This is a genomic window from Serratia sp. Tan611 (genome assembly GCF_905188235.1).
GTDB classification, from domain to species: domain Bacteria; phylum Pseudomonadota; class Gammaproteobacteria; order Enterobacterales; family Enterobacteriaceae; genus Serratia_B; species Serratia_B rhizosphaerae.
In genome coordinates, this window is the sequence record NZ_LR994655.1 from 2,421,058 (window position 1) to 2,444,554 (window position 23,497).

Annotated in this window: 22 protein-coding genes and 1 pseudogene; 18 read left to right on the forward strand and 5 right to left on the reverse strand. The window is 59.0% G+C overall.

Going from position 1 to position 23,497, the window contains the following annotated elements; all coding sequences use genetic code 11:
- Positions 1-4: 4 nt before the first annotated feature.
- Together TAN611_RS11410 and TAN611_RS11415 are read right to left on the reverse strand one after the other, a co-directional pair.
- A complete protein-coding gene (locus TAN611_RS11410; RefSeq protein ID WP_111737119.1) occupies positions 5-1,219 on the reverse strand; it encodes a glycosyl transferase in 1,215 nt (404 codons plus the stop codon).
- A complete protein-coding gene (locus TAN611_RS11415; RefSeq protein WP_111738060.1) occupies positions 1,212-2,033 on the reverse strand; it encodes a mannosyl-3-phosphoglycerate phosphatase-related protein in 822 nt (273 codons plus the stop codon). The genes TAN611_RS11410 and TAN611_RS11415 overlap by 8 nt, the downstream gene beginning before the upstream one ends.
- 500 nt (positions 2,034-2,533) lie before the next feature.
- Between TAN611_RS11415 and TAN611_RS11420 the strand changes: the two genes are divergently transcribed.
- From TAN611_RS11420 to TAN611_RS11430, 3 genes are all read left to right on the forward strand, one after another.
- Positions 2,534-2,797 (forward strand): hypothetical protein, encoded by a 264-nt coding sequence (locus TAN611_RS11420; RefSeq protein WP_111737118.1) that lies wholly within the window; start codon positions 2,534-2,536, stop codon positions 2,795-2,797.
- A gap of 88 nt (positions 2,798-2,885) precedes the next feature.
- Positions 2,886-3,221, forward strand: a complete 336-nt coding sequence (locus TAN611_RS11425; RefSeq protein ID WP_203067720.1) for a contact-dependent growth inhibition system immunity protein — start codon at positions 2,886-2,888, stop codon at positions 3,219-3,221.
- Positions 3,222-3,405: 184 nt separating this feature from the next.
- On the forward strand, positions 3,406-3,813 hold the full coding sequence (locus TAN611_RS11430; RefSeq protein WP_105231103.1) for a lysozyme inhibitor LprI family protein: 408 nt from the start codon (positions 3,406-3,408) through the stop codon (positions 3,811-3,813).
- Positions 3,814-3,851: 38 nt separating this feature from the next.
- Here the strand turns inward: TAN611_RS11430 and TAN611_RS11435 are convergent, their stop codons facing one another.
- Complete coding sequence (locus tag TAN611_RS11435; protein WP_105231104.1) at positions 3,852-4,133, reverse strand: YjcB family protein; 282 nt, start codon at positions 4,131-4,133, stop codon at positions 3,852-3,854.
- 326 nt (positions 4,134-4,459) lie between these two features.
- Here TAN611_RS11435 and mrdA point away from each other — a divergent pair, with 326 nt between their 5' ends.
- Both mrdA and TAN611_RS11445 read left to right on the forward strand, forming a co-directional pair.
- Positions 4,460-6,385, forward strand: coding sequence for a penicillin-binding protein 2 (mrdA, locus tag TAN611_RS11440; RefSeq protein ID WP_172606279.1), 1,926 nt, complete (start codon positions 4,460-4,462; stop codon positions 6,383-6,385).
- Between the two features lie 102 nt (positions 6,386-6,487).
- Positions 6,488-8,206: a penicillin-binding transpeptidase domain-containing protein gene (locus TAN611_RS11445; protein ID WP_187043121.1), complete on the forward strand. Its 1,719-nt coding sequence runs from the start codon at positions 6,488-6,490 to the stop codon at positions 8,204-8,206.
- 49 nt (positions 8,207-8,255) lie between these two features.
- Here TAN611_RS11445 and TAN611_RS11450 read toward each other — a convergent pair whose 3' ends face one another.
- Positions 8,256-9,188, reverse strand: coding sequence for a LysR family transcriptional regulator (locus tag TAN611_RS11450; protein ID WP_105231106.1), 933 nt, complete (start codon positions 9,186-9,188; stop codon positions 8,256-8,258).
- 119 nt (positions 9,189-9,307) lie between these two features.
- Here TAN611_RS11450 and TAN611_RS11455 point away from each other — a divergent pair, with 119 nt between their 5' ends.
- Both TAN611_RS11455 and TAN611_RS11460 read left to right on the forward strand, forming a co-directional pair.
- A complete protein-coding gene (locus TAN611_RS11455) occupies positions 9,308-10,489 on the forward strand; it encodes a M20 aminoacylase family protein (RefSeq protein WP_203067721.1) in 1,182 nt (393 codons plus the stop codon).
- A 69-nt stretch (positions 10,490-10,558) separates the two neighbouring features.
- Complete coding sequence (locus TAN611_RS11460) at positions 10,559-11,815, forward strand: MFS transporter (RefSeq protein WP_203067722.1); 1,257 nt, start codon at positions 10,559-10,561, stop codon at positions 11,813-11,815.
- A 159-nt stretch (positions 11,816-11,974) separates the two neighbouring features.
- On the opposite strand, the gene TAN611_RS11465 is transcribed toward TAN611_RS11460, so the two are convergent.
- Complete coding sequence (locus TAN611_RS11465) at positions 11,975-12,187, reverse strand: glycine zipper 2TM domain-containing protein (protein WP_105231108.1); 213 nt, start codon at positions 12,185-12,187, stop codon at positions 11,975-11,977.
- 367 nt (positions 12,188-12,554) lie between these two features.
- On the opposite strand from TAN611_RS11465, the gene TAN611_RS11470 reads away from it, so the two are divergent.
- The 11 genes and pseudogenes from TAN611_RS11470 to TAN611_RS11520 all read left to right on the forward strand — a co-directional run bounded on the left by TAN611_RS11470 (position 12,555) and on the right by TAN611_RS11520 (position 23,432).
- Complete coding sequence (locus TAN611_RS11470) at positions 12,555-13,028, forward strand: Rrf2 family transcriptional regulator (RefSeq protein ID WP_105231109.1); 474 nt, start codon at positions 12,555-12,557, stop codon at positions 13,026-13,028.
- 235 nt (positions 13,029-13,263) lie between these two features.
- Positions 13,264-13,395: pseudogene (locus TAN611_RS23515) on the forward strand (AcrZ family multidrug efflux pump-associated protein); the annotation flags it as partial.
- A gap of 329 nt (positions 13,396-13,724) precedes the next feature.
- Positions 13,725-14,852 carry an efflux RND transporter periplasmic adaptor subunit gene (locus tag TAN611_RS11480; RefSeq protein WP_197949470.1) on the forward strand — a complete coding sequence of 376 codons (1,128 nt, stop codon included), beginning with the start codon at positions 13,725-13,727 and terminating at the stop codon, positions 14,850-14,852.
- 1 nt (position 14,853) lies between these two features.
- A complete protein-coding gene (locus tag TAN611_RS11485) occupies positions 14,854-17,994 on the forward strand; it encodes an efflux RND transporter permease subunit (RefSeq protein ID WP_203067723.1) in 3,141 nt (1,046 codons plus the stop codon).
- Positions 17,981-19,402, forward strand: coding sequence for an efflux transporter outer membrane subunit (locus tag TAN611_RS11490; protein WP_203067724.1), 1,422 nt, complete (start codon positions 17,981-17,983; stop codon positions 19,400-19,402). The genes TAN611_RS11485 and TAN611_RS11490 overlap by 14 nt, the downstream gene beginning before the upstream one ends.
- Before the next feature lie 103 nt (positions 19,403-19,505).
- On the forward strand, positions 19,506-19,859 hold the full coding sequence (locus TAN611_RS11495; protein ID WP_105231114.1) for a DUF1428 domain-containing protein: 354 nt from the start codon (positions 19,506-19,508) through the stop codon (positions 19,857-19,859).
- An 11-nt stretch (positions 19,860-19,870) separates the two neighbouring features.
- Positions 19,871-20,347: a VOC family protein gene (locus TAN611_RS11500; RefSeq protein WP_105231115.1), complete on the forward strand. Its 477-nt coding sequence runs from the start codon at positions 19,871-19,873 to the stop codon at positions 20,345-20,347.
- A 108-nt stretch (positions 20,348-20,455) separates the two neighbouring features.
- Positions 20,456-21,784: a D-serine ammonia-lyase gene (locus TAN611_RS11505; protein WP_203067725.1), complete on the forward strand. Its 1,329-nt coding sequence runs from the start codon at positions 20,456-20,458 to the stop codon at positions 21,782-21,784.
- Between the two features lie 93 nt (positions 21,785-21,877).
- Complete coding sequence (locus TAN611_RS11510) at positions 21,878-22,483, forward strand: nitroreductase family protein (protein ID WP_105231117.1); 606 nt, start codon at positions 21,878-21,880, stop codon at positions 22,481-22,483.
- Between the two features lie 89 nt (positions 22,484-22,572).
- A complete protein-coding gene (locus TAN611_RS11515; RefSeq protein WP_203067726.1) occupies positions 22,573-23,220 on the forward strand; it encodes a hypothetical protein in 648 nt (215 codons plus the stop codon).
- Entirely contained in the window at positions 23,217-23,432 is a 216-nt protein-coding gene (locus TAN611_RS11520) for a hypothetical protein (protein WP_105231119.1), read from the forward strand. The genes TAN611_RS11515 and TAN611_RS11520 overlap by 4 nt, the downstream gene beginning before the upstream one ends.
- Positions 23,433-23,497 lie beyond the last annotated feature (65 nt).

A 23,497-nucleotide genomic window follows, 5' to 3' on the forward strand; every position in this document is an offset into this window, starting at 1 on the left:
CGGCCTACTGATTATCTTCTTCCACCGCCTGATAAAGCTGCTGCAGAATATCGGGGAAGGCCGACTGCACGCGATTCCAACTGGGTACAAACGGTTTGCTCTCCGCCGGCGCGTCCATAAACTGCTGGCCGGCCTGCGTAATTACCTGGGCGAACAGCTCCACCGCTGACTCCTCGCTGTGGCGGTCAAACGTCAGGCCGTTGATTCTGGCATCGTGGTCGAAGGCGTCAATCATATCCAGCGCGGTGCGGTAGTAGGTGGCGCGCAGCACGCGAAAAGAGTCGCTGGTGATGCTGACGCCCTGGATCGCCAGTTTGCGATACAGCGCCTTGGTAATATCAATGGCCATGCGCTGCAGGCCGCCGGCGGGGTCATGTTCCGACATCGGCTGATGTTTATGATCGTAATTATCGGCAATATCCACCTGACAGATGCGGTTGGTGGCGGTGGTGCGCTGCACCTCCGACAGTACGCCGATCTCAAGCCCCCAATCGCTGGGAATGCGCAGATTGTTGAGAATATGGGTGCGCATGGCGAATTCACCGGACAGCGGATAGCGGTAGCTGCGCAGATACTCCAGAAAGTCTGAGTTGCCATACACTTTTTGCAGCGATTTCAGCAGCGGGAATACCAGCAGCCGGCCGACCCGGCCATTTAGTTTTCCGTCCGCCACGCGGGCGTAATAGCCTTTGCAAAAATCATAATGAAAGTGCGGATTGGCCAGCGGATAGAGCAGGCGGGCCAGAAGCTGACGATCGTAAGTGACAATGTCACAGTCGTGCAGTGCTACGCAGCTGCTGCGGCGTGACGCCAGCGTATAGCCGCTGCAAAACCAGACGTTGCGGCCTTTGCCGGGTTCACTCGGCGCCAGCCCTTTGTCACTGAGCCGGCTGGCGATGGCGCTGAGGCGCGGGCCGTCGTTCCACAAGATACGATGCCGCTGCGGCAGGCGGGAGAAGAAGCGTTTGGCATGCTCAAACTGCTGCCGGTCGGCGCGATCCAGGCCAATGACGATCTCCTGCAGATAGGGCACCTGCGCCAGCGTTTCGACGATATGGTCCAGCGCCGGCCCTTCAAGCTCCGTATAGAGCGAAGGTAAAATCAGCCCCAGCGGCGTGCGGCCGGCGAACACCTGTAGCTCATACTCCAGCTCGGCAATTGGCCGACGGGTCAGATTATGGAAGTTGGTGATGATGCCATCCTGATAAAACTCACTCATGGGCAATCCTCCGCGCTTTACCGGGTAACAGAAAGTGGTCCAGTCCCTCGCTCCAGCCGGCCGGGCCGGTTTGTCGGCTGCGGTACAGCCGGCCGCGCCGTGTCGCTGGCAATGGAAGGGGTTCAGAGCGCAGGGCGCGGATCAGCACGGCATAGTCCGCGCTCTGCAGCAGCGGCAGGTCGTTCGGCCCGTCGCCCAGCGCCAGCGTGGTGAAAGGGCGTTGATGGCGTCGCTGATAGTACCGGATCAACCAGCGGGCGGCGCGCCCCTTGCTGACGCCGCGTCCCATCACATGGTAAAAGCGGCCGCCACGGGTCAGCGTCAGCCGCTGTTGCGCCAGCGCATGGCGAAAGTGCGCCAGCTGCTGCTGATCGTCCAGCCAGCACAGTGGTTCGGAGCCTGCGCGCTGTCGCGCCAGCCGGGCCTCCTGCGGGGTAAATCCGCACCACTGCGCCACCGTCGCATCGTCGGCGTCGGCAAAGCCGCGAAAAGCGAAACTGGCGTGCAGGCGGTGCAATGCGTTGACAATGGCGGCATAGTCCGCGCCAAAGATACGCGCAGGCTGACGCCAGCCGGGCGGGAAAACGATCTGCGCGCCGTTTTCGGCGATAAAAGGAAAGGCGCTCAGGCCAAGGCGCTGTTGCAGTATGGCAATTTCCGCCGCCGTTTTACTGCTGGCGATAATCAGAGGTATCCGCGCGGCGCTGAGGCGGCCCAGCCAGGGCTGCGCCGCCTGCCAGCTGTAACTGTCATGATCCAGCAAAGAGCCGTCCAGATCGGTAAAAATCAGCAAATTGTCTTTCAGCGTCAGCATCTTATCCCCATCGGTCATTACGTGGCGCCGCAGATGCGGAGCGCGCGCCTCAGCGTGGATTTTGTGACGTACGTCACAATTAACCCTAATGGGTTATCTCGGTTCGTGCAAGTTTCACCGCCACAGGATGGATTTGATGAGAGGAAGCCAGAGAAATCATCAGCGGCATGGTGGTGGCCGGAACGGAGCAACAACAGCCGCCCCGGGCTGTGTGTTAAATAGATATTTTGAGCGCGTGCAATGACCGTTTTTTGTGAATATTTCGTTTACAGGTGAAGTCGTGAATTCATTTTTATGATGAGTCATTCGTCTTTATTTTTCATAGCAAATGAGATTCCGATGTTATTGTTTTATAAGGTGTAAATTTGCGTTCCGGGGCGTTGATTTTATCTGGCTCAGGCATAGAATCAGCGCAGCCGATATCAACCGTCGTGGTTGAGACGGTTTAATTTCATCGATAACAAACAGGGAGTTTGCTAATGAGTCATACCAGGAAATTATTGGAAGCTCAGACCAATGGCGTGCAGAAGTTTGGCAAAAGTTTTAGCCGGCTGGGCTGGGTTTGCTTAATTATCTCCGCAATCATTCTTTTGGTTCCGTTGCTCTTCGGGCTGGGCTTCCTGGGGATATATGTGGCCGGCCCGTTCCTGCTGATGGCCGGCATGTTTATTTATATCGGCAAGAAAACGAACAAGCATATGGATTTGTATAAGGGGGCAGCGGCCGAAACGGCGGATATTATGGAGAAACAGCTGAAGGATTGAGCACCGTGCGCCGGCTCCGTACTGCGGCGTCGGCCAACGGGTAAGTCCTATTTCATACTCACTGCATTTCCCGATTTTTGAGGTAACTATGCGATTTCATGGAGATTTCAGCGAATTAAACCATTTGATTAACCTCTACTTTGGCCAGGACTACGACCTGTTTACCGATGCTGAAACGGTAGAGGGGGTGATTGATGGCTTTCTAGAACAAAACGGCTATCAGGTGATCGGTGATATCCTTGAGGAGGTGAGAGAGTTCCAAGCCACCTATGCCGGGCGTCTGAGCGAGGAGATGGCTATACAATTTTCTGCCGATTTTGTCCCGGAGAGTTGGGGAACCACGGTGCAGGAATTCTTCACGCTGGTACAGCAAAAAGCTGAGAAAAAGTTAGCGGCCCTTAAGTGCTCAGAGCGATCGCAATGAGTTCGCCTTTACTTGGCGAATGAAAAGCAGGTAATAAAACGCACTGCGATAGATGTTGTACTCATGGATGTACCCGAAAGAAACCCCCATCATAAAAAACAACTCACCGTTTGATTAAGAGGATTACACTGACAGCACACTAGGCAGATTCGTAACGAAAGAACAAAACTGGCCGGGAGGCATTATGAAAGTAGCTCTGTTGGGCGCCGCGTTGCTGATGGCGACATCGCAAACGGTCTGGGCGGCACAGGCGTGCGGCGATAAAAACAGCCAGACCGAAATGAACATCTGCGCCGCAGACGAGTACAAACAGGCGGATGCGCAGCTTAATACGCTGTATAAACAGCTACAGAACCGGTTAAAAGGCGATGCGGCGGCCGCTAAGCGGCTGGTTGCCGCGCAGCGCGCCTGGATTGGCTTTCGTGATGCGGACTGCCAGTTCAGCGCCGGCGCCAGCGAAGGCGGTTCGCTGCACGGATTTGTCCTGAGTAACTGCCTGACGGATAAAACGCAGGCGCGCGCCGCAGAGTTCAAACAGTTGCTGGCGTGTCCGGAAGGTGATACCAGCTGCCCGCTGCCGCCGGCGTCATAAGCGTGACGCGCCGGTCTTCAGGCCGGCGCGTATGCTGCTCAGGGGATCGGCCAGTCGGTCGGCATATTGCTCATCACATCAATAAACACATCTTTGCTCACCGCCCAGAAGTGCGACACGCCTTCCTGGGTCAGGGTGATGCCCATTAACCCCATGACGAACCAGATGGTGGTAAACAGCCCGAGGCTGCTGAAGATAAACGCCATGCCGTTACGGCTGGCTTTGCGGCAAACAACGTTTAACTGACTGGCGATAAACATCATGACGGCGCTCAGCAATTCCCAGCGCATCATGATAAAGCCCGTGGCTATGGTACTCATCGAAACTGATCCTTGACTACAAAATTGGCGTTCGTCCGTCTCAATTCGGCGTGCCGATAACGCAGAGCGGTGGAAGCGACGTGAAGAAAAAGCAGGATCAGTAGTGTGATCCTGATCACATTGTAGCACCACCCTGATTTACGGCTCAATGCCTTCGCCGGAGGAAATTACCGTTTCGCGACACATTCAAACATGCTGAAACATTTCTGCCACATCATTAGCAACCTTTTCATGGGGCAGCGTGATGAATAACGCTATGCTTGGCCGTTTTTCAACCCGTTGTTTTTACAGCGGGAATAAGCTGTCAAACAGGTAACCCGCCCCGCATGGCCCTATTAAAAGAGAAAATTCGCGACCATTCCGCCGAGGAAATGCTGTTTGTCCGCCGCGCCGGCGTGGCGTTATTGGTCGTTGTGGCCTGCTTCGGCGCGCTGATTTACAACCTGTACCGCCTGCAGGTGAAACAACACGATTTCTATCAGACGCGTTCCAACCAGAACGATATCAAAATGGTGCCGATTGCCCCCAGCCGCGGGCTGATCTATGACCGTAACGGCGTGCCGCTGGTACGCAATCTCACCCTGTACCAACTGCAGGTCATTCCCAGCAAAATCGCCAATATGTCGGCGCTGCTGCAGGCGTTGACGCCGATCGTCGATTTAACGCCGGACGATATCAGCAGTTTCCGCGATCAGATGGCGCACACCAGCCGCTATAAGCCGGTAACGTTAAAAAGCGAACTGAGCGAAACGGAGGTGGCGCGCTTTGCCGTCAACCAATACCGCTTCAACGGCGTCACTGTCGACAGCTATCAGCAGCGGCAGTATCCCTACGGCGCGCAGCTGGCGCACGTGGTGGGCTATGTGTCGAAAATCAACGATCGCGACATCAAACGGCTGACCGAAAACGGGGAGATGGAGAACTATGCGGCCGACCATAATATCGGCAAGCAGGGCATCGAAGGCTATTACGAAAAGGCGCTGCACGGCGTCACCGGCTATCGGGAAGTTGAAGTGGATAACCATGGCCGCATCGTGCGGCTGCTGAAAGAACAGCCGCCGCAGGCCGGTAAAAACATCTACCTGACGCTGGATGTGCGCCTGCAACAGTACATCGAATCGGTGCTGAAAAACCAGCGTGCGGCGGTGGTGGTGGAAGACCCGCGCGACGGCGGCATTCTGGCGATGGTCTCCAGCCCGAGCTACGATCCCAACCCGTTTGTGAAGGGCATCAGCTACAAATCATATAAATCGCTGCTGTCCAACCCCGATCTGCCGTTGATTAACCGCGCCACCCAGGGGTTGTATCCGCCGGCGTCAACGGTGAAGCCCTATATGGCGCTGTCCGCCTTATTCTCCGGCGTGATCACGCCGAGCACCACCTATTTCGGCGCGCCGACCTGGACGCTGCCCGGCACCAAACGCCGCTACCGCGACTGGTTGAAAAGCGGCCACGGCATGCTGAACGTCACCAAGGCGATTGAGGAATCCGCTGATACCTTCTTCTATCAGGTAGCCTTCGATCTGGGGATCGACCGCATTCACAGCTGGCTGAGCCAGTTCGGCTACGGCAAACCGACCGGCATCGACCTGAACGAAGAGTACAACGGCGTGCTGCCGAGCCGCGAATGGAAACAGCGGGTGCATAAAAAGACCTGGTATCAGGGCGACACCATTTCGGTGGGCATCGGCCAGGGCTACTGGATCGCCACGCCGATTCAGATGGTCAAAGCGCTGACCATTTTGCTCAATAACGGCAAGGTGAAAAATCCGCATCTGCTGTATTCGATGAAGCGCGGCGCGCAGATAAACCGTTATCAGCAGCCGGCGCCCAGCGCGCAGGTCGGCGATCCCAACTCGCCGTACTGGGGCATCGTGCGTAACGGCATGTACGGCATGGCCAACTTGCCCAACGGCACCGGCTATAAACTGTTCCACAGCGCGCCTTACCACATCGCCGCCAAATCAGGCACCTCGCAGGTGTTCGGGCTGAAGGAGAACCAGACCTATAACGCCAAAATGATCCCGGTGCGGCTGCGCGACCATATTTTCTACACCCTGTTTGCGCCGTACCAACATCCGAAAGTGGCGATGGCGCTGATTCTGGAAAACGGCGGGGGAGACGGCGTGGTGGCCGGGCCGACCGCGAGGGCGATCCTCGACCATATTTTCGACCCGGCCAACGCGCCGCCGGCCGGCGAGCCGGAAAAAGTGAAAGCGCCGATGAGCGACAGTGCTGATGTGCAACAGTAACTGAAGCTTATTGTTACTTTCTTACAAACTGCAATCTTCCTACTGGATTTTTCTGAGTAGACTGCAGGGATAAATAATCCGAATAAAAACGCAGGGTTAACAGTGGCACCATCTTCAAAAAAAAACGTTAAAAATTACTCTTCGCTGCGCTTTGGCTGGATCTGCGCTGGGATACTGCTCTGCTTTATCCTGCTGATGCTGCGCGTCGGCTATCTGCAGTTGCTGGAGCACCGGCAACTGACCAGTCAGGCGGATCAGCGCTCGGTGCGTACCCAGGTGGTGCCGACCAACCGCGGCATGATCAGCGATCGCCACAACGAAGCGCTGGCGGTCAGCGTATCTTCGCGCGATATCGTGCTCGACCCGAAACATATTATCGACAGCCAGACCAACACCGGCGACGAACGCTGGCAAAGTATGGCGAATATCCTGAAAATGCCGCTGAGCGATATTCAGGCGCTGATCCAGCGTAACGCCCGCAAACGCTTCGTCTACCTGGCGCGTAAAGTGGAGGATGACAATGCGGAATATATCAAGAAGCTGCACCTGACCGGGGTCAGCAGCGAGCAGGACTTCAGCCGCTTTTATCCGATGGGGCAAGACGCCGCCGGGCTGATTGGCATCGTCGGTCAGAATAACCAGGGGCTGGAGGGCATCGAACGCGGCTTTAACCACCTGCTGCAGGGCAAAAACGGCCTGCGGGTGTACCAGAAAGACGGCAACGGTGCGGTGATTAACGTGCTGAAAAACGTCGACCCGGTGCCGCCGCCGAACATCACGCTGAGCATTGATAAATTTATTCAGTATGTGCTGTTTGCCCAGATCCGCGACGGGGTGATCGCCAACCAGGCGGATTCCGGCTGCGCGGTGCTGGTGAAGGTCAACACCGGCGAAGTGCTCGGCATGGCGAGCTACCCGACCTTTAACCCGAATAACTACGCCAACGCGCCGTCGCAGAATATCCGCAACGTGTGCAGCAGCGACAGCTTTGAACCTGGTTCGACCGTGAAACCGCTGGTGGTGATGGTCGGCCTGAACCGCCACCTGATCCAGCCCGATACCGTGCTGGACACCACGCCGTACCGGGTCAACGGCCATCTGATCCGCGATGTGGGCCATTGGTCGAAGCTGAGCATCACCGGCGTGCTGCAAAAATCCAGCGATATTGCGGTGTCGCATATTGCGCTGGCGATGCCTGCCACCATTCTGCCGGCGGTGTATCAGAACTTCGGTCTGGGGAAACCGACCGAACTGGGCATCGGCAATGAGAGCAGCGGCTACCTGCCGCTGCACCGCACGCGCTGGGCGGATATCGAACGCGCCACCTTCTCATTTGGCTACGGCCTGCGGGTCACGCCGTTGCAGATGGCGCGTGAGTACGCGGCGATCGGTGCGTTCGGCGTTTATCGGCCGCTGTCGATCACCAAGGTGACGCCGCCGGTGGTGGGCCAGCGCGTTATGCCGGCCTCGGTGGTGAAGTCGGTGGTGCATATGATGGAAAGTGACGCCTTGCCGGGCGGCAGCGGCGTCAGCGCTGCGGTGCCGGGCTACCGTCTGGCGATAAAAACCGGTACTGCGGAGAAAATGGGTACCAACGGCAAATACGACGGCGGCTATATCAACTACACCGCCGGCGTTGCGCCGGCCAGCGATCCGCAGGTGGCGCTGGTGGTGATGGTTAATAACCCGAAAGCCGGCAAGCACTTCGGTGGTTCGGTGGCCGGCCCGGTGTTCGGCAAAATCATGGGCCAGGTGCTGGAACATATGAATATCCTGCCGGACGCCCAGCCGCTGAACGTGGTGTCACACATTAAAGGCTAAACCCCACGGCCTGCCGGATGTCGTTCCGGCAGGCTGCTTGCTCCCGTTACTACTTCACGCCCGTCCGCATCATCCCGTGCTCCAGCTGTTTCCACAGGTAGCTGACCGCCGGCGTCATACGTCGTCCGACGCGGCAGATCAACTGGCTGGGAAAGGCGCGGGCGATCGGATGATCGATCGGGATCGCCGTGACGCGCCGCTCGTCGACCGGATGGCGGGTGGCGTCGCTGGACATAAAGGCCACGCCCAGCCCGGCTGCGGCAATCGCCTGTGCGGCGGTAAACATATTGCAGCGGTAGGACGGGGCGAAGTGGATCTGCTCGGCCTGCGCCAGCGCGTGTAAATAGCGCTGCACGCCAAAGTGATCGGGCATAAAAATCAGCCGCTGGCTCTGCAGTTCACGCACCGTTACGCTGCGCTGTTTGGCCAAAGGATGGCTGACGCTGACCACGGCGGAAAAGGGCGCACCGCGGAATGAACGCACTTTCAGCAGCGGGTCAAAGTCATCGACACCGGTGCACAGCCCCATATCCACCTGGCCTTCGCGCACCATGGCGATAATCTCGGCGGTAGAGCCGCAGCGCACATCGACCACGATATCCGGGTAGTGCTCGCTGAAATCGCGCAGCGCGCGGCCGAGCAGCCGGTCGATAAACCCTTCGCCGACGCCGATCGCGATATGGCCGCGTTTTAACTGGCGAAACTCCTGCAGCTGCATGGTCAGTTCCTGCTGGCGCTGCAGCCGCTCGCGGTAGAAATCCACCAGATGCAGGCCGATTTCCGTCAGCGTGACGCCGCGCCCCTGGCGCTCCAGCAACACCATATCGAGTTTGTGTTCCAGTTGGGCCAACTGGCGGCTGACGGCGGAGGCGTTAACGCCCAGTTTATCGGCGGCGGCCCGCACGCCGCCGTAGTTGGCCACTTCATACAGATAACGCAGCTGGCGTTCATCCACCTCGCTGACAAAGCTGTCCCCACGCATTGTTGCTGCCTCAACTGTTGACTTAAAAGCAACACAATAGCACGCGGTATGTTATGTGAGCAGTAAAAAACCGATGCTAGACTCGATGGTTCCCTTTGCTGAATTATTGGTGTAACCAAATGAAAAGTAACGGTAATTATACGGGGCTGGCGGATGTCGCGCCGCTGGAGGAGGAGCTGACCGCGCTGCGGCGTCATCTGCACCAGCATCCTGAACTGTCCAATTTTGAGCAGCACACCGCCGCGCTGGTGGCAGACAAACTGCGGCAGTGGGGCTATCAGGTCGCCACCGGCATCGGCGGCTATGGCGTGGTGGGTACGCTGCAGATCGGCGACGGCGGCAAGCGCCTGGCGCTGCGCGCCGATATGGACGCGCTGCCGATCGAAGAAAGTGGTGACCACGACTACCGCAGCCGGCAGGCGGGCGTGATGCATGCCTGCGGCCATGACGGCCATACCGCCATGCTGCTGGGGGCCGCGCGCTACCTGGCGCAGAGCCGCAGCTTCTCCGGCACCCTGCACCTGGTGTTTCAGCCGGCGGAAGAGATCGGCAGCAACAGCGGGGCGCAGCGCATGATCGCCGACGGCCTGTTCGAGCGTTTCCCGTGCGACGCCATTTTTGGCATGCATAACCATCCCGGCTATCCCGCCGGCACCATGATGTTCCGCAGCGGTCCCTTTATGGCGGCCTGCGACACCATCACCATCACGCTGCACGGCAAGGGCGGCCATGCGGCGCGGCCGCATCTGGCGGTCGATCCGCTGGTCGCCGCCAGCAGCCTGGTGATGGCGCTGCAGACGGTGGTGGCGCGCAATATTGACCCGACCGAGGCGGCGGTGGTCACCATCGGCTCGCTGCATGCCGGCCACGCCGCCAACGTTATCCCGCAAAGCGCCACGATGGAACTGAGCGTACGCTCGTTTAATCCACAGGTGCGCGAACAGTTAAAACAGCGCATCAGCCAGCTGGCGCAGCAGCATGCCGCCGGTTACGGCGCGCGCGCCGAGGTCGATATCCTGCCGGGCTACCCGGTGCTGATCAATCACGAACAGGAAACTGAGTTCGCCCGTCAGGTAGCCACAGAGCTGCTGGGCGAACAACAGGTGGTCGCGCCGTTTCCCGCGATCGCCGGCAGTGAGGATTTCGCCTACTACCTGCAGCAGCGCCCGGGCTGCTTTATGCGTCTCGGCAATGGCGACAGCGCCATGCTGCACAACGCCGCCTACGACTTTAACGATGCTAACCTGACGGTCGGCGCCGCTTATTGGGCGCGGCTGACGGAACGTTTCCTCACGGCATAACCATAACAACAACACGCCGCCTGGCGCGGCTTTAATGACAGACAGGGTTAACAGACAGGAGCAGTGTCTATGCACACGGTTGAAACCTCGCAGCGAAAGATTATTGTCGCTGCCGTGTTCGGTAATCTTCTCGAATTTTATGATTTTACCGTCTACAGCTATTTCGCCTTGGCGATCAGTAAGCAGTTTTTCCCCAGTCACGATCCGGTGATCTCCACCATGCTGGCGTTTTCCGCCTTTGCCATCGGCTTCGTTGCCCGGCCGCTCGGCGGCGTGGTGCTGGGCTATTATGCCGATAAGAAAGGACGCCGTGCGGCGCTGACGCTGACCATTATGCTGATGGCGCTGGGGGCGGCGATGATTGGCCTGGCGCCCAACTACGCCGCTATCGGCGTGGCCGCGCCGGCGCTGATCGTACTGGCGCGGCTGATTCAGGGCTTTGCCCAGGGTGGTGAGTTCGGCGCCGCCACCGCCACGCTGCTGGAAACCGGTTCCGACGAGCGCCGCGGTTTTCGCGCCAGCTGGCAGCTCGCCAGCCAGGGGGCCGCAGCGCTGCTGGGAGCGGCCGTCGCGGCGATCCTCACCTTCACGCTGTCGGCGGAGGCGTTGGCGGAGTGGGGCTGGCGTATTCCGTTCCTGCTCGGCACGCTGATTGTGCCGGTGGGCATTTACCTGCGCCGGCATATCGTTGACGAGCCGCCGGCGGCCAAACCGGCAGAGCGGCGGGTGTTCGAGGCGCGCCACGTGCGCAACTGGCTGCTGACGGTGTTTTCGATCATGGGCATGTCGGTTTCCAGCTACATCATGATTTACTATCTGCCGACCTACAGCATCCAGCAACTGGGGCTGCCGGAGCGGCTGTCGATTATGGTGGCGCTGGCGACCAGCGTGATTTCATTTGTCATGTGCCCGATCTACGGCGCCTGGTCGGATAAACTGCGCAAACGCAAGCCGCTGGCGATGTTCGGCCGCCTGATGCTGCTATTGTTGCTGTACCCGGCATTCTGGGCCATGACGCACTTTCCCACCTTGCCGGCGGTGATGTCGGTGATGATCGTGCTGATGCTGTTCTACACCATGGGTTCCGCGCCGGCCTATGCGCTGATGCCGGAAAGCTTCCCGCGTCATATCCGCGCCAGCTATATGGCCAGCGCCTACGCGGTGGCGGTGTCGCTGTTCGGCGGTACGGCGCAGTTGGTGGCCGCCTGGCTGCTGGACGTTACCGGCAATAAAATGGCGCCGGCCTGGTATATGATGATTTGCGTATTAATCTCGCTGCTGGCGGTGGCCCGTTTTGAGGAAACCGGTGATAAAGCGCTGGAATAAGTGGCTGCGCTATAAAAATAACCAGAAAATAGACGGTGGCGGTGCAGCGACATTTTTCATTGCCCGCGGAAGAAAGGAAATGGACTAATTAATAAGGAAGAAAATTAATTATCCGACGTGCCGCCAGGGAGCGGCGGCAACGTCGGATTACAGGGGCGATTAACGGCTGGTCTGGTGGCCGATGATGCCGCCCAACGCAGCGCCGCCCAGGGTTCCCAGGGTGCTGCCGTCGGTCAGTACGGCACCGCCCAGCGCGCCGACGCCGGCGCCGACAGCGGTATTACGATCGCGATTGGACATGTGGCCACACGCAGTGACAGACAGCGTTGACAGAATCAAAACAGCTACGCCAGCGGCACGTTTAATGTTCATATTGTTTCCTGGTAAAAGTGAGGAATTAATAAACGACAACGTAAAGATTAATGCCTCGGTAAAAGTTGCAGTGAATGTATTCCGCCGTTCAAAAATAAAATAGGGAAATATTCTTAATTTTTTGTAGAGGGAATCTTATTTGCCTGTGCGGGAAATCGCCGTTTGGGGCGAAATAGCCAACCATGCCGCACGGTGGGGCACGCCCGGCGTGAAGAGCCGCTACGCGCAATTGTGTTATCAATGACACAAAAAGCTAACGGCGTACGCCGCGTTCATTGACTTTTGGCGGCCTGCTATTCAGTATGGGACTCTCGTGTCACTAATATGACATTCTTATCCGGTCATAAGAAATTCAGCAGGTGCCAGCGTGTCTACCTCAACCCGTTTTGCCGTTGCTATTCACATACTTACCAATATTACGCTGTTTCGCGGCCAGGCGGTGCGTTCAGAGGATATTGCCCGCAGTGTGAATACCAATCCTACGGTGGTGCGCCGCATTCTCGGCGCGCTGGCGGAGGCCGGGCTGACGCACTCGCAGATGGGGCAAGGAGGCGGCGCCTTGTTGGCCAGGCCTGCCGACGACATTACGCTGCGCGATATTTACCATGCGGTGGAAGAGCAGCCCTATTTCCCGCTGCACCGCTCCAAGCCCAATGATGCCTGCTACATCGGACACGCCATTGTGCCCGTACTGGAAGGGGAGTTTGAACGTATCAGCCGCCAGATGGACCATGCGTTGGAGAAAACCACGCTGGCTGATATCGTCGGCCGGGTAGAAGCCTGTGCCGGCTATCCTTTCACCCCCTGTGAACCCGCATCGACAACAAACCTGCCTAATTAATCAATTCCGTGAATCATTGGCTCTTTAAAGAGCATTTTTTTGCATTGATTTAATGTAACTGTGTACGTTACATTGATCCACGTCAAAAGTGTGACCACTTTTGTCACATATAAGACACGCTTATTCGATGAGGAAAATCCCTGAGAAATCACTCTCTTCGGGAGGGGATGTTTCGCTCATTTTTCGACTGACGGCCAAATGCGTCGTCAGAGATTATTTTGACCAGGAGACGACGATGATTGAGATGTTAGAAAGCCTGGCTACGGTGGTTATTCTGGTGCCGGTCATGGTTGCGGTTCTGCTGGGGGTGATTTATGGCCTGGGCGAACTGTTTAACCTGATTTCCAACGCCGGCAAGAAGCAAGAAAAACCCGCGCCAGCCGCCGCTGCACAGGCGAAACCGGCTACGGAAGCGCGCGTCAAACCCGCGGCCGCCAACGCCGAAGCGTAATCACGTTACGCCAATAAACAGGGCTGAATCGCTATCCGGTTCGGCCCTTTTTTATTGCACTTTTCCCTCAGCCGCCGTTTTTGGCTGCACCTCTGCACCTCTGCACACTGTGTGCCGATATTCGCCGTTGTTAACCACTTTTTCACTCTGCGTCGTTAACCTTTACCCAATCCTGACGGTTGCCAGACGGCGATCTCCTTATCATTGAGAATAAACGTTCATTCTCTATGTGTCGGTGATTTTCTATGCAAGTAAGAAGTGTTGTGCTGCTCAGCCTGTCGCTGCTGTTAAGCGCCTGCGATCGGCCGTCGGACACGCCGGCGGCGGGGCCGCTGGATGTGGGCGTGCGGACGCTGCAGGCCCGGCCGGTGACGCTGAGCAGCGAGCTTTCCGGGCGGGTGACCGCCGCGATGAGTTCTGAGGTGCGTCCGCAGGTTGACGGTATTATCAAACAGCGGCTGTTTACCGAAGGGGCGGAGGTGAAAGCCGGTCAGTTGCTGTATCAGATCGATCCGGCCAGCTATCAGGCCAGCTACGATCAGGCGCTGGCGCAGCTGCAAAATGCCCGGGCGACGGTGAAATCCAGCCGCCTCAAGGCCCGGCGCTATGCGGCGCTGGTAAAAGAAAACGGCGTATCTCAGCAGGACGCCGATGATGCGCAAGCGACCTATCAACAGGCGCTTGCGTCGGTTGCGCAGTACCGCGCGGCGGTCGCCAGCGCCAAAATCAACCTGGACTATACCCAAGTGCGGGCGCCTATTGCCGGCCGCATCGGCATTTCCGCCGTAACGCCCGGCGCGCTGGTCACCGCCGGTCAGAGCGACGCGCTGGCCACCATCCGTGCGCTTAACCCGATTTATATCGACCTGACGCAGTCCAGCAGCCAGCTGCTGACGCTGCGCAAACGTCTGACGGCCGCCCAAACGGCGCAGACGGTGCCGGTAAAGGTTCAGCTGGAAGACGGCAGCGCCTATGCCCAGCCGGGAAAACTGGCGTTAACCGAAGTGGCGGTGGACGAGTCAACCGGCTCGGTTACCCTGCGTGCGGTGGTGCCCAATCCGCAGCACCAGCTGCTGCCGGGCATGTATGTACGGGCGACGGTGGAAAACGGCGTCGATCCGCAGGCCATTCTGGCGCCGCAGCAGGGGATCGGCCGCGATGCCGACGGCAACGCCACGGCCTGGGTGGTGAACCCGAAGAATCAGGTTGAACAGCGCAGCGTGGTTACCGACCGGGTGGTCGGCAGCAACTGGCTGGTGACCTCCGGCCTGCGGGCGGGCGACCGGCTGATTATCGAAGGTACCGATAAGGTGAAGGCGGGGAGCCGGGTCAACGCTGTCGAAGTGACGGCCGCCAAGGATAAGGTGCAGTAATATGTTTGCGAAATTCTTTATCCGCCGCCCGGTCTTTGCCTGGGTGATCGCCATTATCATTATGCTGTGCGGCCTGATGTCGATCCGCTCGCTGCCGATTTCACAATACCCGGACGTAGCGCCGCCGTCGGTGGCCATTTCCGCCACCTATCCGGGCGCCTCGGCGGAAACGCTGGAAAACAGCGTGACGCAGGTGATTGAGCAGCAGCTGACCGGCCTCGACGGTCTGCTCTATTTTTCTTCTTCCAGCAGTTCCGACGGCTCGGTCTCCATCAATGTCACTTTCGATCAGGGCACCGACCCGGATATCGCCCAGGTGCAGGTGCAAAACAAGGTGCAGCAGGCGGAAAGCCGCCTGCCGAGCGAAGTGACGGCGCAGGGCATTACGGTGACCAAAAAGCAGAGCGACTTTCTGCTGATAATGTCGCTGTACGATGACACCGACCGCCGCAGCGCCAACGATATCTCCGACTATCTGGTCAGTAATATGCAGGACACGCTGGCGCGGGTGCAGGGCGTGGGCGACGTGCGGGTGTTCGGCGCGCAGCATGCCATGCGCATCTGGCTCAATCCGACCAAACTGGCGTCCTACTCGCTGATGCCGTCAGACGTGACCAGCGCTATCGAAGCGCAGAATACCCAGGTGTCGTCGGGCAAACTCGGCGCGCTGCCGTCGGGCGGCGATCAGCAACTGACCGCCACGGTAATGTCGCGTTCGCGGCTGCAGACTGCGGAGCAGTTCCGCCAGATTATCGTCAAAAGTGCCGGCAGCGGCGCGCTGGTGCGCCTGGGCGATGTGGCGCGGGTGGAGATGGGCGCGGAAGATTATAGCGCTCATTCACAGGTCAACGGCCACCCGGGGGCGGGGATCGCGGTGATGCTGGCGCCGGGCGCCAATGCGCTGTCAACGGCGCAGGCGGTGAAAGCCGCCATCGCCGACTTCCAGCGCGGCATGCCGCAGGGCTATAAGGTGGCCTATCCGCTGGACAGCACCGACTTTATTCATATCTCGATCGAAGAGGTGGTGAAAACCCTGCTGGAAGCGATGGTGCTGGTCGTGGCGGTGATGTTTGTGTTCCTGCAGAACCTGCGCACCACGCTGATCCCGGCGATCGCCGTGCCGGTGGTGCTGCTTGGCACCTTCGGCGTGCTGGCGGCATGCGGCTACTCGATCAATACGCTGACGCTGTTCGGCATGGTGCTGTCTATCGGCCTGTTGGTGGACGACGCCATCGTGGTGGTGGAAAACGTGGAGCGCGTGATGCGCGAACAGCGGCTGCCGCCGCGCCAGGCGACGGAAAAGTCGATGGGGGAGATTACCGGCGCGTTGCTCGGCATTGTGCTGGTGCTGTCGGCGGTATTCCTGCCGATGGCGTTCTTCGGCGGTTCGACCGGAGTGATCTACCGCCAGTTCTCGATCACCATCGTCTCTTCCATGGTGCTGTCGGTGGTGGTGGCGCTGACGCTGACCCCGGCGCTGTGCGCCACGTTGCTGAAGCCATTAGATGAACAACACGGCACCCGCGGGCTGTTTGGCCGCTTCAACCGCGGTTACCAGCGGCTGCAGACGCGTTATCAGCGGCGTATCGGCCGGGTGATTCACGGTCCGGCGCGCTATTTGCTGTTGTATACGCTGGTGCTGGCGGGCTGCGCGCTGATGTTTTTCCGCCTGCCGACCGGTTTTTTACCGACGGAAGATCAGGGGTATGTGATGGTGCAGTTCACCCTGCCGGCCGGCGCGACGGACGCGCGAACGGCGGTCATCAGCAATAAAATCAAGGACTACTTCCTGACCAAAGAGAAAGACAACGTCAACGTAGTGTTCACCGTATCCGGCTTCAGCCTGAGCGGCAGCGGGCAGAATGCCGGCATGGGCTTTGTCTCGCTGAAGAACTGGAGCGAGCGGCCGGGCAGCGAGAACAGCGCCGATGCGATTGCCAAACGGGCGATGGCTTATTTCTCCCGCGAGCGCGACGCGCAGATCTTCTCGCTGACGCCGCCGTCGGTGCCTGGTTTGGGCCAGTCGAACGGCTTTACCTTTGAGCTGCAGGCGCGCGCCGGCACCACGCGGGCGCAACTGCTGGCGATGCGTAACCAACTGTTGCAGCAGGCCGGTGAGAATACGGCGCTGTCGGCGGTGCGCGCCAACACGCTGCCGGATATGCCGCAGCTGCAGGTGGACGTCGACGATGCCAAAGCCGGCGCGCTGGGGCTGAGCACCAGCGATATCAACAGCACGCTCAGCAGCGCGCTGGGCGGCAGTTACGTCAATGATTTTATCGACGGCGGCCGGGTGAAAAAGGTCTATCTGCAGGGCGATGCGCCATTCCGCAGCAAGCCGGAGGATATTGATAAATGGTTTGTGCGCGGCAGCGACGACAGCATGACGCCGTTTTCAGCCTTTGCCCGCAGCCGCTGGATCAACGGGCCGGAGAACCTGTCGCGTTACAACGGCCTGGCGGCGTATGAGATTCAGGGTCAGGGCGCATCCGGCGTCAGTTCCGGCACGGCGATGGCGGAAATGGTCAAACTGGCGCAGCAACTGCCTGCCGGCACCACCTATGCCTGGAGCGGCCTGTCCTATCAGGAGCAACTGACCAGCGGGCAGGCCTCGGCGCTGTATGCCATTTCGATTCTGGTGGTGTTCCTGTGTCTGGCTGCGCTGTATGAAAGCTGGTCGGTACCGTTTTCGGTGATGATGGTGCTGCCGCTGGGCGTTATTGGCTCGCTGCTGGCGATCGGCCTGCGCGGTCTGGAGAACGATGTTTACTTCCAGGTAGCGTTGTTGACGGTGATCGGTCTGTCGGCGAAGAACGCCATTCTGATCGTCGAGTTCGCCGAAGACGCTTACCGGCGCGGGGCCACGCTGACGGCGGCGGCGGTGGAGGCTGCGGCGCTGCGGCTGCGGCCGATCCTGATGACCTCACTGGCCTTTGGCGCCGGCATCCTGCCGCTGGCGTTGTCCAGCGGCGCCGGCGCCAACAGCCGGATCGCCATCGGCACCGGTATCCTCGGCGGTACGCTGACCGCGACCGTACTGGCCATTTTCTTTGTTCCTCTGTTCTTCGTTCTGGTGCGCCGCGTGTTTTCCGGCAAACCGCAGGGACTGACCGATAAGGGCGCTTCACATGATGCAGAATAAACGGTGGCAACGCCTGGCCGTGTTTTCCCTGCCTTGGCTACTGGCCGGCTGCCTTTCCCTTGATCCTGACTATCAGCGGCCGGCGCTGCCGGTCACGCTCGGCGACAGCGCCGCGGCTGACCACACGGACGGCTATTCACAGCTGGCGTGGCGCGACTATATCACCGACGCCCGGCTGCGGCAGGTGGTGGCGCTGAGCCTGGATGCCAACCGCGATCTGCGCGAAGCGATCGCCAATATCGCCGCCGCCCGCGCGCTGTATGCCGAAAGCCGCGCCTCGCTGCTGCCGACCCTCGACGCCGGCCTTGACGGCAGCCGCTCGCGGGCGCTGACCGGCAGCGGCAATGCCACCACCATCAGTCAGAGCTATCAGGCGGAGGCCGGCACCAGCGCCTTTGAACTGGATCTGTTCGGCAAGAACCGCAGCCAGACGCGCGCCCAGTATGAGAGTTACCTGAGCAGCGCCGAAGCGGCGCGCAGCACGCGCTTAACGGTGATTGCCACTGTGGTGGAGGCCTGGATCGCGCTGGCGGCCGACCGCAGTAATCTGGCGGCGGCGCAGGATACTGCGGCCAGCGCACAGCGCTCGTTGACGGTAACGCGCAACAACCAGCGGCATGGCATTGTCTCTCTGGTGGACGTCGCCTCGGCGGAAACGGTTTATCAGGCGGCGCGCGCCGACGTGGCCGAATACGCCACCTTGGTGGAACAGGACAACAATGCGCTGGTGCTGGCGGTCGGCCAGCCGGTGGCGGCCAACCTGTTGCCGGACGGCATCGACGCGCTGGCCGGCAGCATGAAGGAATTGTCGGCGGGCGTCTCTTCGCAGGTATTGCTGAACCGGCCGGACGTGCTGGCGGCGGAACATACGCTGAAGGCGGCCAATGCGGATATCGGCGCGGCGCGGGCGGCGTTTTTCCCCACCATTTCGCTGACCGCCAGCGGCGGCGTCGGCAGCGCGTCGCTGTCATCGCTGTTCAGCCGGGGGGCCGGCATCTGGTCGTTCGCGCCGAGCATCAGCCTGCCGATTTTCAGCGGCGGCTACAACTCGGCGGCGCTGGACTACGCCAACGCCCAGCAGCGGGCCGATGTCGCCAGCTATGAAAAAACGGTGCAGACCGCCTTTCAGGAGGTGTCGGACGCGCTGGCGCGCCGCGCGACGCTCCATCAGCAACTGAGCGCGCAGCGCGGCAACGTCGCGGCGGCACAGCAGTATGCGCATCTGGCGGAGCTGCGTTACCGCCACGGCGTTGACAGCTATCTGAACCTGCTGACGGCGCAGCGTACGCTGTACAGCGCGCGTCAGTCGCTGATCGCCGTGCAGCAGACCCATTACCAAAATCTGATCACGCTGTATAAGGTGATGGGCGGCGGTAGCGCACGGCCGGCGACGGATAAAACTGATTAACCTGCGTGACTATCTTGTTCAGCGACTAAAATGGTAGGGGGCGCCGGCTTTTCGTCGGCGCCATCGACAACCTGACTGTCTGATAAGACAGAGGAGCCTGAGCATGACATATGTAGACGGTTTTGTGGTGGCGGTGCCCGCCGCCAATCAGGAGGCGTATCGTGCGCTCGCGGCGAAAGCCGCGCCGCTGTTTAAGGAGTTTGGCGCCACGCGCGTGGTGGAGTGCTGGGGGGACGACGTGCCCGACGGCAAACTCACCGATTTTCGCGGCGCGGTAAAGGCCACGGCTGATGAGGTGGTGGTGTTCAGCTGGATTGAGTACCCGTCCAAACAGGTGCGCGACGAGGCAAACGGCAGGATGCGCAGCGATCCGCGGATGCAGGAGTTTGGTAATGAGATGCCTTTTGACGGCGCGCGGATGATTTTTGGCGGTTTCTCCACGCTGCTCGACGAGTAAAGGGGGGCGCTATGGCCATCATCAGGCAGCAACTGTGGTTTGCGCAAGAGATGGAAGAAGCGCTGACCTGTTATATCGCGCTGTTTCCCGGTTCGAGGCTGGAATGGCATACAACGCTACCCGCAGAGTCGCCGTCCGGCCCGGCGGGCAGCGTCAAAATGGCCGGTTTTATCCTTGGCGATCAGCGTTATCTGGCCTTTGAGGCGCAGCCGATCGATCCCTTTACCCACCGCTTTGCGATTGCCGCCGAATGTGACGATCAGGCGGAAATTGATCGGCTGTGGACGGCGCTCAGCGAAGGCGGCAAGACCGAACCCTGCGGCTGGCTGCAGGACCGCTGGGGCATCAGCTGGCAGGTGGTGCCGAAACGGCTGGGCGAGCTGATCCGGGGTGACGATCGCGCCAGGGCGCAGCGCGTGGCCGAAGCGATGCTGAAAATGGGTAAAATTGATATCGCCGCGCTGGAGGCGGCGGCCAATAAAGCGTAAGCGACGTTTTCCCTCTCCGCAACGGGGAGGGAAAATGCAGGAAAAAGATACCGTTATCACAGATATTGCGTCATGCTGCTGTTATTCCCCCCGCAAGGAGCCGCCGTTATGCATCAACAACAACTGAATGCCCTGATAAACGATTATCCGCTGGTCGCCAGACTGCAGGCCTTTGAGCCGCTCACCTGGTTTAATCCGCGCGCCACCACGCTGGAAAAGGGGCTGCCGTTCGTCGGTCTGGGGCGGGAGGAGGTGGCGCAGGCGGAGCAGCGACTGACGCGTTTCGCGCCTTATCTGAGCGCCGCCTTTCCGGAAACCCGCGCGGCGGGCGGCATCATCGAATCGGAACTGGTGGCGATCGACGCGATGCGCCAGGCGCTGAACGGCCGCTATGAGCGTGCGCTGACGGGACGGCTATGGCTGAAAAAAGACAGTCATTTACCCATCTCCGGCTCGATCAAAGCGCGCGGCGGCATTTATGAAGTGCTGACCCATGCGGAGAAACTGGCGACGGACGCCGGGCTGCTGCAGCTGGAGGATGATTATACGCGCCTGTTCTCCGACGATTTTCGCGCGTTCTTCAGCCGGTACCGCATCGCCGTGGGGTCGACCGGTAATCTGGGACTGTCGATCGGTATTATCAGCGCCAAACTGGGTTTTAACGTCAGCGTGCATATGTCCGCCGACGCCCGCGACTGGAAAAAGCAGAAACTGCGGGAAAACGGGGTGAACGTCATCGAATATGCGGAAGATTATGGCGTAGCGGTGGCGCAGGGGCGTCAGCAGGCGGCGGCGGATCCGCACTGTTTCTTTATTGACGATGAAAACTCAAAAACGCTGTTTCTCGGCTACGCGGTGGCCGGTGGCCGGCTGAAACAACAGTGTGAACGGCAGGGAATTGTCGTGGATGAACAGCACCCGCTGTTTGTCTACCTGCCGTGCGGCGTGGGCGGTGGCCCCGGCGGCGTTGCGTTCGGCCTGAAGCTGGCCTTTGGCGACCACGTCCACTGCCTGTTTGCCGAGCCGACCCATTCCCCCTGCATGTTATTGGGCGTGCATACCGGCCTGCACGACGCGATTGCGGTGCAGGATATCGGCATCGATAACCTGACGGCGGCGGACGGCCTGGCGGTGGGGCGGCCATCCGGCTTTGTCGGCCGGGCGATGGAGCGCCTGCTGGACGGCTTTTATACCCTGAGCGATGAAGAGATGTATCAGCTGCTGGCGCTGCTGGATCGCCATGAACACATCCGGCTGGAGCCTTCGGCGCTGGCCGGCATGCCGGGGCCGTGGAGAGTGGTTGCTAACCCGCAGTGGCTGATGCAGCAAGGCCTGAGCGAACGGCAGATGGCAAATGCCAGCCACGTGGTGTGGGCCACCGGCGGCGGCATGGTACCGGAGGACGAAATGGCCGCCTACCTGCGGCAGGGAATATGACAAAACGTGCGCGTCTGCGTGCGCAGGCTGGACATCCGGCGAAATATTCTGAGAATAATGGCGACGCTAAATGTTAATTCTATGAGGTAACGGATGAATACGCTTGACGCGATTACACAACGACGGGCTACCAAACAGTTCGACAGCCAGCATGTCATGACGCTGGATGAGAAAAAAGCGCTGCTGGATATCGCGCTGCAGAATGCGCCGAGCGCATTTAACCTGCAACACTGGCGTCCGCTGCTGATAGAAGATGCCGCCCAGCGTGCGGCGATCCGCGAAGCGGCCTGGGATCAGGCGCAGGTGACCGATGCTTCCATGCTGGTGCTGCTGTGCGGCGACCTGTCCAGCTGGGAATCACAGGTGAAAAACATCTGGCACGAGGCGGCAGAACCGGTGCAGCAGTTTATCTATCCGGCGATTGACCAGTATTACCGCGATAAACCGCAGGTGCAGCGCGATGAAATCATGCGCAGCAGCGGTATTTTCGCCCAGACGCTGATGCTGGCCGCCAAAGCGCAGGGCTATGACTCCTGTCCGATGGATGGCTTCGACTTTGACGCGGTCGGCAAGATCGTCAACAAACCGGACCATTACCAGATCGCCCTGATAGTGGCGATCGGCAAAGGCGTCAGCCAGCCTTATCCGCGCATCGGCAAACTGCCTCTCGAGCAGATTGTCAGCGTCGATCGTTACTGATCGTCTCCGGTATGGGGCTACGGCCCCATACCAATGCAAAGACCAATGATTGGTCTTTTTACTTTTAAAATATAAGGGACTAGGAGTAAATGGATTACTCTGATATAGCAGAACGGATAGCTAAGGTGGTAGTGTCACCGGAAACCATTACCGGGTTAACGCGTGGCGCTATGTCGGTGCCCATCGATCTAGGGTATTTGGCGCTGAGTGTTTTCGATACCGGTAATCGTTGGCGTATGCAGACAGAACGAATCCGTCTCATCACAGCCATACGTTCAGGCATGCTTAACCATCACCAAATAATGCGAGCAATCGGTATCATTATTGATGTTTTTGTGAGTTATATTCCTAAAGATATGCAAGATCGCGTTTACCGAGGGATGGCTTCACCGGTTGCAGGAAGAGTGCTTACAACGGGTATCATTGCCGCTACTATCGCCAATCGAGTGATCGCAGCAGGTAGTGCTGCGTTTTTATCTAAAACCGTAGCGGGTTCAGTGGGCTTCATATTGACGACCGGCGGGCTTATTGAGCACTGCATATATAAATCTTTCGAGTTAGAACGCAAGAATGTGCAGGTGTACTACAAATTAAGGCAGGCTGGTAACCGGGACTTCTTTTACTTCTTACTGAAACCGTATCTGGAACCTTTCATTAATGCACTGAGTGTTCGTAGCCGATACGGCGAAGGGGAGTTTATGAAGATACTTCAGATTCTGGAACATAAAGCGCAATGAAAAACGCTGGAATTTTCAAACGAGGCATTGGTTTTTTCCGGGATGTGCTGTTTCAACTGATGCTTTTCTTCATGTTGGCGCTATGCGTCTATTTTTTCTTTCACTTTGAAACGGTGACTGCGCGTCTGACATCCATCACCGCGACGGTGGTGGCGTTTTACCTTATCCATAAGGGGATAGATTTTATCTCCAGAAAGATGAAAGGATGTTGACCTGATAACGGTGACTCCGGGCCGCTATTCACGCGGTACAGCCAAGACCCGTACGTCACAGTCTG

Coding starts and splice junctions, on each gene's coding strand:
- TAN611_RS11505 (WP_203067725.1), top strand. CDS start 20,456: ATGCATCAACAACAACTGAATGCCCTGATAAACGATTATCCGCTGGTC.
- TAN611_RS11510 (WP_105231117.1), top strand. CDS start 21,878: ATGAATACGCTTGACGCGATTACACAACGACGGGCTACCAAACAGTTC.
- TAN611_RS11480 (WP_197949470.1), top strand. CDS start 13,725: ATGCAAGTAAGAAGTGTTGTGCTGCTCAGCCTGTCGCTGCTGTTAAGC.
- TAN611_RS11455 (WP_203067721.1), top strand. CDS start 9,308: ATGAAAAGTAACGGTAATTATACGGGGCTGGCGGATGTCGCGCCGCTG.
- TAN611_RS11430 (WP_105231103.1), top strand. CDS start 3,406: ATGAAAGTAGCTCTGTTGGGCGCCGCGTTGCTGATGGCGACATCGCAA.
- TAN611_RS11425 (WP_203067720.1), top strand. CDS start 2,886: ATGCGATTTCATGGAGATTTCAGCGAATTAAACCATTTGATTAACCTC.
- TAN611_RS11495 (WP_105231114.1), top strand. CDS start 19,506: ATGACATATGTAGACGGTTTTGTGGTGGCGGTGCCCGCCGCCAATCAG.
- TAN611_RS11465 (WP_105231108.1), bottom strand. CDS start 12,187: ATGAACATTAAACGTGCCGCTGGCGTAGCTGTTTTGATTCTGTCAACG.
- TAN611_RS11435 (WP_105231104.1), bottom strand. CDS start 4,133: ATGAGTACCATAGCCACGGGCTTTATCATGATGCGCTGGGAATTGCTG.
- TAN611_RS11485 (WP_203067723.1), top strand. CDS start 14,854: ATGTTTGCGAAATTCTTTATCCGCCGCCCGGTCTTTGCCTGGGTGATC.
- TAN611_RS11520 (WP_105231119.1), top strand. CDS start 23,217: ATGAAAAACGCTGGAATTTTCAAACGAGGCATTGGTTTTTTCCGGGAT.
- TAN611_RS11460 (WP_203067722.1), top strand. CDS start 10,559: ATGCACACGGTTGAAACCTCGCAGCGAAAGATTATTGTCGCTGCCGTG.
- TAN611_RS11515 (WP_203067726.1), top strand. CDS start 22,573: ATGGATTACTCTGATATAGCAGAACGGATAGCTAAGGTGGTAGTGTCA.
- TAN611_RS11490 (WP_203067724.1), top strand. CDS start 17,981: ATGATGCAGAATAAACGGTGGCAACGCCTGGCCGTGTTTTCCCTGCCT.
- TAN611_RS11450 (WP_105231106.1), bottom strand. CDS start 9,188: ATGCGTGGGGACAGCTTTGTCAGCGAGGTGGATGAACGCCAGCTGCGT.
- mrdA (WP_172606279.1), top strand. CDS start 4,460: ATGGCCCTATTAAAAGAGAAAATTCGCGACCATTCCGCCGAGGAAATG.
- TAN611_RS11410 (WP_111737119.1), bottom strand. CDS start 1,219: ATGAGTGAGTTTTATCAGGATGGCATCATCACCAACTTCCATAATCTG.
- TAN611_RS11415 (WP_111738060.1), bottom strand. CDS start 2,033: ATGCTGACGCTGAAAGACAATTTGCTGATTTTTACCGATCTGGACGGC.
- TAN611_RS11500 (WP_105231115.1), top strand. CDS start 19,871: ATGGCCATCATCAGGCAGCAACTGTGGTTTGCGCAAGAGATGGAAGAA.